We start from the raw sequence: 7,580 nt of genomic DNA, 5'->3' as shown, positions 1-7,580 counted from the left end.
GGGCGGCACCCCCCGCGTCCCCCCCGGGGGGGTGCCCCGCTCCCGGTTTGGGGGGGGGGGGGCCTTTCCCCCCCCGCCGGGGGGGGGGGGGCTGGGGCGTTGGACGTTCGTCATCGCCGATCGTCCACTTCTGCATCTGCCGGGCGCGCGGCGGCGCGACGAGACTTTCCGGCGACGACGGCTTCCCGACACTTTCACGGTTCCCTGAGGGAACTCCGAGTGATACGGTCGTGAAGTCTCCTCAGGGAACCCCGGAAAGGATCACAGAGATGAGCAAGGTCATCAGCGCCCACGCCGTGTCGGTCGACGGCTACATCACCGGCCGCGACCCCGGCGCCGGACGCGGCCTCGGCGACGGGAGCACGCTGTTCGACTGGTACTTCGACGGCGACACCCCCAGCCAGGTCTTCGACGGGTTCAAACTGAGCGGGCCCAGCGCCCGGTTCTTCGACACCCTGGCCGCCCGCGTCGGCGCGGTCGTCGCCGGTCGCCACACCTACGACGACTCCGACCACTTCGGCGGCGGCGGCCCCCATCCGGGCGTGCGGCTGGTCGTCCTCAGCCACCGCCCGGCGCCGGAGATCACCGACCGCCAGACCCTGGTCAGCACCGGCATCCAGGACGCGATCGCCGCCGCCCGTGAGGCCGCCGGCGGCAAGGACGTCGGCCTCATGGGAGGGGGGATGGTCACCGAGGCGCTGAAGGCGGGCCTCGTCGACGAGGTGGTCCTGCACCAGGTGCCCGTCCTGCTCGGCGGCGGCCGGCCGTTCTTCCAGGAGCTTCCCGGGCACGTACGCCTGCGCCTGGCCGAGGTCGTCCCCGCGCCGGGCGTGACCCACCTGCGCTACGAGGTGACCCGATGATCCTCGTCACCGGAGGGCTGGGCATGATCGGCGCGCACACCGCCCGCGCGCTCGCCGACCTCGGACACCGGGTCGTCGTCACCACGCACCGCCGGACCGAGGTCCCCTCCTTCCTCGCCGGCCGGGTCGCCGTGGAACCGCTCGACGTCACCGACCGCGACGCCTTCCTGGCCCTGGCCGCCCGCCACGACGTCGGCGACATCGTCCACCTGGCCGGCGGCATCCCCGGCGAGGACCCGCTGGACTTCTTCCGCACCGACACGACCGGCCTGCTCAACGCGCTGGAGGTGGCCCGCGTCCGGAGGGTGCGCCGGTTCGCCGTCGCGGGCAGCCTCGGCGTCTACGCCGGACGCCCGGAAAGCCGGTGGCACGAGGAGCTCGCGCTGCCCGCCGCGGACCTGCCGCACCCGATCGTCGCCTTCAAGAAGGCGGTCGAGCCCCTGACCACGCAGGGCCTGCGGGGGAGCGGAGTGCAGCCGGTCGTGCTCAGGATCGGCAGCATCTGGGGGCCGCTGATGGACCCGGAGTCGCCGTTCAACCACATCCCGCCGTACATCAGCGCCGTGCTCCGCGGCGAGTCACCGCCGCCGCCGCACGCCGGCGACGGCGGCGACAGCTGTTACGCGCCCGACGCCGGGCGCGCGATCGCCCTGCTGACGACCGCGCGGGCGCTGCCGCACACCACCTACAACGTCTCCAGCGGCAGGCCCTTCACCAACCGCGACCTCGCCGAAGCCGTACGGGCGATCGTCCCCGGCCCGCCGCTCGACCTCCTGCCGGGAAGATCCGGCGGCCCCGGCGACAATCCGTTCCTCGACATCTCCCGGCTCACCCGCGACACCGGCTTCGAACCGGCCTTCGACCTGGTCAAGGCGGTCGCCGACTACGTCGCCTGGCGGGCCCGCAACCCCCGTTAGAACGACCGGGCGCGGCGTCAGGAGACCGTCCGGGTGATCGAGTCGACGCGGCGGACCCGCCCGTCGGGGGCGAGCCGGGCGAACACGTGAGCCTCGATCCGCAGCGTCCTGTCCTTCCTGGTCAGGACGGTCATGGTGAAGCGGGCGGCGGCCCGGTCGCCGTCGAGCAGCGTCTCGTGGACCTGGACGTCCAGCTCGCGCGCGTTCCTGCGGGCCGGACCGGCGTGGTCGATCAGCCTCCGGCGGTCCAGGACGACGCCGTCGTTGCGGTATTCGAGGTCGGGGGTGTAGTAGCGGTCCACGATCGCGGCCGGGTCCTCCTCGCTGAAGGCCAGCTCGTGCGGCAGCCGCGTCAGAAAAGCGTGGAAGTCGGGCATCAGACCACCTCGAAGGTGCTCATCATGGCCATATCCTCGTGTTCGAGATTGTGGCAGTGCATGACGTACCGGCCGCGGTAGCCGGTGAAACGGGTGATGATCTCGACGGTCTGCGCCTCCCGCAGTTCGACGGTGTCCTTCCACTCCGGTGGGCCCTCCGGCCGTTCGCCGCCGACCGAGAGCACCTGGAAGGGCGCCAGATGCAGGTGGACGGGATGGGCGACGTCGCTGGTCAGCCGCCAGACCTCGACCTGGCCGAGCTTGGGCCGGGCATCGACGCGGCGGACGTCGAAGGGTTTGCCGTTGATCAGCCAGCCGGTGTGGCCGCCCAGGTCGCCGCTGCTGAACTCGAAGTCGCGGGTCGCCGTGGCCGCCGCCGGGTCGAGACGCTCGACGGTGGACAGCGTCGCGGGGATCGCCGAGTCGTCGCGGGCGTCGCGCTCGACGGTGAAGCGCATCACCTGGGCCTGCGGGCCCTCGCCCAGGAGGTTGCGCAGCTCGACGTGGTCGCCGACCCGGTAGGCGGCGAAGTCCACGATCACGTCGGCGCGTTCGCCGGGCGCCAGCCGTACCTGCCGGGCGGGACGCGGCGCCGCCAGCAGGCCGCCGTCGCTGCCGATCCGGGTCAGGGTGCCGCCGGGCGACAGGGCCAGCTCGTACGTGCGGGCGTTGGAGGCGTTGAGCAGCCGCAGGCGGTAGCGGGCCCGGTCCACGCCGAGCCGCGGCCAGGGCGCGCCGTTGACCAGGATGACGTCGCCCAGCACGCCGCCCATGAACGGCTCGCGGGAGCCGGGACCGTCGGGCCTGGCCGGGTAGGGCATCGTCCCGTCGGCCTGGAAGGACCGGTCGCAGATCAGCAGCGGCACGTCCCGTTCGCCCGACGGGAGCGGCAGCTTGTCCTGATCGTCGTCGTCCACGAGGAAGAAGCCGGCCAGGCCGCGCCAGACCTGCGGCCCGGTGTGGTCCATGCGGTGGTCGTGGTACCAGAGCGTGGCCGCGCGCTGCTCCAGCGGGAAGACGTAGTCGCGCCGGGCGCCCGGCTGGACCAGGTCGGTGGGGAAGCCGTCGGACTCCGGCGGGGTGTGCCCGCCGTGCAGGTGGGTGACCGTCGGCGCGGGCAGGCTGTTGGCGACGCGCACGACGGTCCTGCGGCCCGAGCGTGCGCGGATGGTGGGCCCGGGGAACTGCCCGTCGTACCCCCAGATCGGGGTGCGCAGCCCCGGCAGGATCTCCACCTCGGCCGGACGCTGGACGAGCTCGTAGTAGTCGGCGCCCGCGTCGGTCCTGGACGGCTTCGCCACCGCGGGCAGCGGCAGCGGCACGGCGTACGGCGTGGGCAGCGGCGCGGTGCTCGTCAGGAGCTGCGGCAGCGGGGTGCGGGTCAGCAGCGAGCACCCCGTGACGCCCAGCGCCGCGCCCACGCCGAGCAGCCGCAGCGCCTGACGTCTCGTCATGCCGGTCACGCCGGTCATGCCGCCGACGCCGTCCGGAGGCGGCCGGCGGCCCAGATCCGCGTGGTCTGCACCAGGCTCCCGCCGAACATGAGCACGCCGAGCGGCACGTGCACGCTCTTGACGTGCGCCATGCCCAGCGCCATCTGGGCCAGCGTCATCACCAGCATGCCCACGGCGGGCAGGATGGCGGCCCGCTGCCGGGTCATCACCGCGGCGACCAGGTACAGCAGCACGGTGGCCGCGACGGCCAGGGCCGTGGCGCTGTGGGCCGCCCGGCCGTCCGGCGAGCTCAGCAGCAGCCCGGCGGTGACGGCCTGGAGCAGCAGGGCGACGGTCTGCGCGACGAGCGCGATACGCAGGAACATGACGGTTCTCCTAAGAGGTCGAGGGGTGCGCGGCGACCGCGGCACGGGTCGAGGGGCGTGCGGCGACCGCGGCGACGACGATCAGCACGAAGGCGGCCAGCGCGGTCAGGGTGCGCAGCGTGTGGAACAGCTCCCAGCGCTGGAAGATCTCGGCGTGGCCGACCGGCGCCTGACCGGCGGCCCACTCCCGGAACCGCGCGTGCAGCGGGATGTTGCCGAACACCGTGATCAGCAACGAGGCCAGCGCCAGCGCACCGGCGCCCGAGGCCAGCCTGCGCGGCAGGTCGCGCGCGGCGACCGCCAGGCCGAAGGTGGTCAGGATGGCCAGCGCCATCGCGCTCTGCATGACCGGCTCGTTGACCTTCATCATCGTGGTGTGGAAGGTCAGCCGCACGTCCAGCGGCACGGCTCCGAACGTGGGCACCACGTTGGCCGCACCGTATCCGAACGCGCCCGCCAGCAGCCCGGTCGCCAGCAGCGCGGCGCCGTGGAGGTACCTGACTCGGGTTCTCATGACTGTTAATCGTCGTCCGGCCGGAGCCTCCTGGCGTCCCACCTGCGGACTCATCTGCCGCTACCCCAGCGGGATCAATTGCCGGCCGCGACTACGACGCCGGAAGTAGTGTCGCGCTACCACGCCGAGCACGAGAAAGGCCCGCGACCAGGGCGAACCTGGTCACGGGCCCCGCCGGACGGTGCGGCGTCAGGCGTCGCAGAACCAGCCGTTCTCGACCCAGCCGTTGGCGTTGACGTTGCCGTAGGCGAAGCCGTACACCCATTCCTTGTACGCGCCGTCGAAGCCCTTGACGGTGAAGCCCTGGCCGCGGCGGAGGTTGCCGACGAAGTCGCGGACCATCAGGTCGTCCGCGCACACCGTCAGACGGCGGCCGACGTCGTCGGCGCCCGCGTACGGGTACGGTCCGGCGGCGTGGGCCACCCCGCCGCTCACGGCCAGCACGGCCGCCATCGTGCCCGCGCCGACGATGAGCCGTGCGATGTGCTTGCGCGTTTTCATCGAGTCCGGTCTTCCTCTCTCGTCCCGGGAACCTTCGTGTGGCAAGCTACCCACCGACACCGAAACAAGAGGTGTTTTCCGGCAATTCGTCGATCAGGGGCACGGCCCCTGGCGGAGGTAGGAGGCGCCGTTGAGGTCGAGGACGGTGCCGCTGGCCCATTCGGCGGCCGGGGAGGCCAGGTAGAGCACCGCGGCGGCGATCTCGTCCGGCTCGCCGACCCGGCCGAACGGGCTCTGGGCGCGGATCGCGTCCCCCGCGGGCGGCTTGAGGTGTTCGGTGGTCATGTCCGTCGCCACGAAGCCGGGGGCCACGGCGGCGACCGCGATGCCGTGCGGGGCCAGCGCCACCGCCAGTGACTGGCTCATCGCGTTCAGGCCCGCCTTGCTGGCGCCGTAGCCGGGGGCGTCGGGCTCGCCGCGGAAGACGCCGCGCGAGGTGACGTTCACGATGCGGCCGCCGGCGCGCATGTGCCGCAGGGCGCACCAGGCGAGGTTGGCCGCGCCCAGCAGGTTCACCTCGAACGCCTGGCGCCAGGCGGCCTGCCACTCCTCGTACGACGTGGTGGTGATCGGGTGGAGATGGTAGAGGCCCGCGTTGTTGACCAGGACGTCGATCCCGCCCAGCGCCCCGGCCGCCTCGTCGGCCATGCGCCGCACGCCCTCGGGATCGGCCAGGTCGGCCTGGACGACGACGTGCCCCGAGCCCGCCAGCTCGCCGAGCACGCTCCCGGCCGCCTCCGCCGCGAGGCGGCCATCATCAGCCTCCGTGTTCGGCCCAGTCGTGCAGGGCCTCGACGGTGCCGGAGGCGTCGAGGTTGAGCGCCGCCTCGATCAGCGCCAGATGCGTGAACGCCTGCGGATAGTTCCCCGCCATGTGCCCGTCGCCGGTCATCTCCTCGGCGAACAGGCCGAGCGGCTCGGCCCGCGCGCACAACGTCTCGAACCGGTCGCGGGCCTCGGCCGTGCGCCCGGCCAGCACCAGCGCCGACACCATCTCGAACGAGCACATCAGGAACGCGCCCTCCGGCCCGTCCACCCCGTCGCGGGTGGTCTCGGGGTCATAGCGGTGCACCAGGGCCCCGCCCTCGCCCAGGCGCGACTGGATGTGGTCGAGGGTGCCGAGCACGCGGGGGTCGTCGCCGTCCAGGAAGCCGAGCAGCGGCAGCCGCAGCAGCGAGCCGTCGGCCTGGTCGGAGCCGTAGGACTGGGTGAAGGCGCCGACGCGGGTGTTGAAGCCGCGTTCGAGCAGCTCGGCCCGGACGGCCTCGCGCTCGGCCCGCCACTCCGCCAGCGGCAGGCCGCGCTCGCCGGACGCCTCCGCCAGCCGGACCGCGCGGTCGAAGCAGACCCAGGCGTACAGCTTCGAGTAGGTCCAGTGGCGTTCGCCGCCGCGTACCTCCCAGATGCCGGCGTCCGGCTCGCGCCAGCGTCCGCGGGCCCGCTCCACCAGCCGCCACAGCACCGGGCCGCCGCTCAGCTCGCCGGTCACGCCGTGGTAGGCCAGGGCCGCGTCGAGGATGTGGCCGTAGCCGTCGAGCTGGTGCTGCCCGGCGGCGTCGTTGCCGATCCGCACCGGACGCGAGCCCGCGTACCCCTCCAGGTGGCCGAGGACCGTCTCGCCGGCGACCGGCCCGCCGTCGACGCCGAACACCGGCGGCAGGTCCCCCTCGTGGATCGCGCACTGCCCGAGCAGGAACGTCAGGTAGCGGCCCGCCTCCTCGCGATGGCCGAGCCGCAGCAGCGCGAGCACCATCAGCGCGGCGTCGCGGTGCCACACGTACCGGTAGTCCCAGTTGCGCGGCCCGCCCAGCCACTCCGGCAGCGACGTCGTGGGCGCCGCGAGCAGCCCGCCGCTCTCGTCGAACAGCAGCCCGCGCAGCACGACCGCGCTGTGCCGTACCTGCCGCGCCCCCGCCCCGCCGTACGCCGAGCGCGACGACCACGAACGCCACGACCGCACCGTGGCCTCCAGCAGCCGCTCCGGATCCCGGACGGGCGCGTGGCCCTGCCCCGCGTAGTCGAGCGCGACCGCCCACGACTCGCCCTCGCCGAGCGTGGTCTCGGCCACCGGCTCCGGCGTGCCGGTCAGCAGCATGCCGGACTCCTCGGCCAGCACGCCGTCGCGCGGCGTCCAGCGGCCCTCGCGGGTGGCGTAGTCGGGCCTGGCCAGCACCCGCGAGCGCACGACCGCCCGCCCGCGCTCGCACCTGGCCCACCGCACCAGCAGCCGGACGGGCACCACGCCGTCGCCGCCCGCCTCGGGCCGCGTTGTGGCGAAGAAGTCGTGCACGACGACCTCGCACTCGCGGCCGACCCAGCGGGTGCGCAGCACCAGCGTCTCCTCGACGTAGGCGCACCCGTCGACCCGGGCGCCCGCCACGTCGAACTCCCACGCCCCGCCGAGCCCCCGGTCGAGGACCCGCGCGAACACGCTCGGGCCGTCGAAGCGCGGCGCGCACATCCACTCCACCGCCCCGCCGGGCGCGACGAGCGCCGCCGTGTGGCAGTCCGACAGGAATGCGTACGCCCCGATCGGCGGAAATCTCCCGGCCATCCGTGAACCCCGTACCCCTTCATCGCGCTTCCCCC

9 protein-coding genes are annotated in these 7,580 nt (G+C 73.6%); 2 read left to right on the top strand and 7 right to left on the bottom strand.

Annotation, left to right across the window (positions count from 1 at the left end):
• Positions 1–269 precede the first annotated feature (269 nt).
• Positions 270–863, top strand: coding sequence for a dihydrofolate reductase family protein (locus AB0J97_RS36490; RefSeq protein ID WP_357703188.1), 594 nt, complete (start codon positions 270–272; stop codon positions 861–863).
• The gene (locus AB0J97_RS36485) at positions 860–1,780 is read left to right on the top strand and encodes an NAD(P)-dependent oxidoreductase (protein WP_364097499.1); all 921 of its coding nucleotides are present in this window, start codon (positions 860–862) and stop codon (positions 1,778–1,780) included. The genes AB0J97_RS36490 and AB0J97_RS36485 overlap by 4 nt, the downstream gene beginning before the upstream one ends.
• A gap of 17 nt (positions 1,781–1,797) precedes the next feature.
• Here the strand turns inward: AB0J97_RS36485 and AB0J97_RS36480 are convergent, their stop codons facing one another.
• The 7 genes from AB0J97_RS36480 to AB0J97_RS36450 form a co-directional block, all read right to left on the bottom strand.
• Entirely contained in the window at positions 1,798–2,157 is a 360-nt protein-coding gene (locus AB0J97_RS36480; protein WP_364097496.1) for a nuclear transport factor 2 family protein, read from the bottom strand.
• Positions 2,157–3,629 carry a multicopper oxidase domain-containing protein gene (locus AB0J97_RS36475; RefSeq protein ID WP_364097493.1) on the bottom strand — a complete coding sequence of 491 codons (1,473 nt, stop codon included), beginning with the start codon at positions 3,627–3,629 and terminating at the stop codon, positions 2,157–2,159. The genes AB0J97_RS36480 and AB0J97_RS36475 overlap by 1 nt, the downstream gene beginning before the upstream one ends.
• Positions 3,626–3,976: a hypothetical protein gene (locus AB0J97_RS36470; RefSeq protein ID WP_364097490.1), complete on the bottom strand. Its 351-nt coding sequence runs from the start codon at positions 3,974–3,976 to the stop codon at positions 3,626–3,628. Before AB0J97_RS36470 ends, AB0J97_RS36475 begins: the two co-directional genes overlap by 4 nt.
• Before the next feature lie 10 nt (positions 3,977–3,986).
• Complete coding sequence (locus tag AB0J97_RS36465; protein WP_364097487.1) at positions 3,987–4,490, bottom strand: anthrone oxygenase family protein; 504 nt, start codon at positions 4,488–4,490, stop codon at positions 3,987–3,989.
• A 189-nt stretch (positions 4,491–4,679) separates the two neighbouring features.
• A complete protein-coding gene (locus AB0J97_RS36460) occupies positions 4,680–4,991 on the bottom strand; it encodes a hypothetical protein (protein ID WP_364097484.1) in 312 nt (103 codons plus the stop codon).
• Positions 4,992–5,084: 93 nt separating this feature from the next.
• A complete protein-coding gene (locus AB0J97_RS36455) occupies positions 5,085–5,714 on the bottom strand; it encodes an SDR family oxidoreductase (RefSeq protein WP_364097481.1) in 630 nt (209 codons plus the stop codon).
• A 34-nt stretch (positions 5,715–5,748) separates the two neighbouring features.
• Positions 5,749–7,545: a glycoside hydrolase family 15 protein gene (locus tag AB0J97_RS36450; RefSeq protein WP_364097478.1), complete on the bottom strand. Its 1,797-nt coding sequence runs from the start codon at positions 7,543–7,545 to the stop codon at positions 5,749–5,751.
• Positions 7,546–7,580 lie beyond the last annotated feature (35 nt).

It is taken from the genome of Nonomuraea sp. NPDC049607, assembly GCF_040675375.1.
Lineage (GTDB): Bacteria > Actinomycetota > Actinomycetes > Streptosporangiales > Streptosporangiaceae > Nonomuraea.
The sequence above is the reverse complement of the archived record's forward strand: the minus strand, read 5'-3'. Positions and strand labels throughout refer to the sequence as shown.

Bases quoted from the DNA above. Each gene is read 5' to 3' on its own strand.
- AB0J97_RS36490 (WP_357703188.1), top strand. From the start codon at position 270: ATGAGCAAGGTCATCAGCGCCCACGCCGTGTCGGTCGACGGCTACATC.
- AB0J97_RS36485 (WP_364097499.1), top strand. From the start codon at position 860: ATGATCCTCGTCACCGGAGGGCTGGGCATGATCGGCGCGCACACCGCC.
- AB0J97_RS36480 (WP_364097496.1), bottom strand. From the start codon at position 2,157: ATGCCCGACTTCCACGCTTTTCTGACGCGGCTGCCGCACGAGCTGGCC.
- AB0J97_RS36475 (WP_364097493.1), bottom strand. From the start codon at position 3,629: ATGACCGGCGTGACCGGCATGACGAGACGTCAGGCGCTGCGGCTGCTC.
- AB0J97_RS36470 (WP_364097490.1), bottom strand. From the start codon at position 3,976: ATGTTCCTGCGTATCGCGCTCGTCGCGCAGACCGTCGCCCTGCTGCTC.
- AB0J97_RS36465 (WP_364097487.1), bottom strand. From the start codon at position 4,490: ATGAGAACCCGAGTCAGGTACCTCCACGGCGCCGCGCTGCTGGCGACC.
- AB0J97_RS36460 (WP_364097484.1), bottom strand. From the start codon at position 4,991: ATGAAAACGCGCAAGCACATCGCACGGCTCATCGTCGGCGCGGGCACG.
- AB0J97_RS36450 (WP_364097478.1), bottom strand. From the start codon at position 7,545: ATGGCCGGGAGATTTCCGCCGATCGGGGCGTACGCATTCCTGTCGGAC.